Annotated in this window: 1 pseudogene; it reads left to right on the forward strand. The window is 36.1% G+C overall.

What is annotated here, in order from left to right:
- Positions 1-732: 732 nt before the first annotated feature.
- A pseudogene (locus WFH18_RS17430) lies at positions 733-1,236 on the forward strand (IS5 family transposase); the annotation flags it as partial.
- Between the last annotated feature and the right edge of the window lie 110 nt (positions 1,237-1,346).

Here is a 1,346-nt window from a genome sequence, read left to right on the forward strand (position 1 = left end):
ACTCGTCCTAGAAAAGCGTTAGATTGGCTTACACCATTAGAGAAATTTGCTCAGCTTGTTGATTATCATAAGACTTTTCAAACTGTCGCACCTCATGTTTGAATTCGCCGACATTATCTTGTGACACAACCTGTGTCATTATGGAATAAAAACGACACAACGTATGTCATTATGAGAAGTTTATGTACGATAGATTTTTTGGAAGATACTAAAATTATTAAGATTACATGTTCACGATATGGAAAATGTATTAATAACCGCTTAGATACCTATCTGCTCTAGAGTTTAGATGAAATACATAATACTTTGGCGAATAGCTTAATAATTAAGTGTGTAATGTGATAAAGCATTAAAAAAACCCAATCGGCTATGATTGGGCTTTAATATAACTATAAAATTTATTTGTGTTTTACAAAAAGATCTCTAGGGTTAACTGTCCCAATTAAAGTTCGAAATTGATCATTGTCTATAATTTTCTGTGTAAATTAATTAAGAGAATTATGTAGCTGAAACCGAGCCCAAGGATTTAAAAATAAATTACTTTCTAAGCGCTCAAGTGAATAACAATCCACATTTTCAAAGAACCATATACCACTAACCCTAGTATTAGTAGGCTTTCCGTTATATAGCCATAAGCCATCTCCAGAAAAAACTATTTCTGAGATATTAGTTTCTTGAGGCTTTGTTGCACAAAGCTGTTCTTAAGGACTCCTTCGGCAATATAATTTCCAAATGAAGAAGCCTACATACAAAATCTACCGCACAACCAATTGGCCCGCATATAACCGAGCTCTCATTAATCGTGGGAATATTGCCATTTGGTTCGATCCAAAAACACAATGGTATGCAGAACCTCAAGGCAAACAAGGTCGAAGTCAAACCTACTCCGACATAGCGATTCAATGCTGTTTGATGATCAAATCTCTATTTAGACTCACTTTACGCATGGTCACTGGCTTTGTTCAGAGCCTCATTAAACTTTGTAGATTAGATTGGACAGCGCCAGATTATTCGACTATTTGTAGAAGACAAAAGCATATTGATATTGCGATAAGCTATCAGAAAAGTCGTGATGGTCTCCACCTACTCGTCGACTCTACTGGCTTGAAGTTTTTAGGTGAAGGTGAATGGAAACGTAAGAAACATCAGCCTGAATATCGTCGCCAATGGCGTAAACTTCACATTGGTATAGATGCTGAAACGCTGCAAATACGGGCCGTTCAGCTCACGACAAACAGAGGTGGATCAGGAAATTTGAACAACACTTATAAGTGATATTTTGCTCCCCAAATGATGTTATAAACATCAATATATGGAGTATTTTATGACACGTAGACCAAGAAGAA

The organism is Acinetobacter sp. USHLN143 (genome assembly GCF_037145695.1).
GTDB classification, from domain to species: domain Bacteria; phylum Pseudomonadota; class Gammaproteobacteria; order Pseudomonadales; family Moraxellaceae; genus Acinetobacter; species Acinetobacter fasciculus.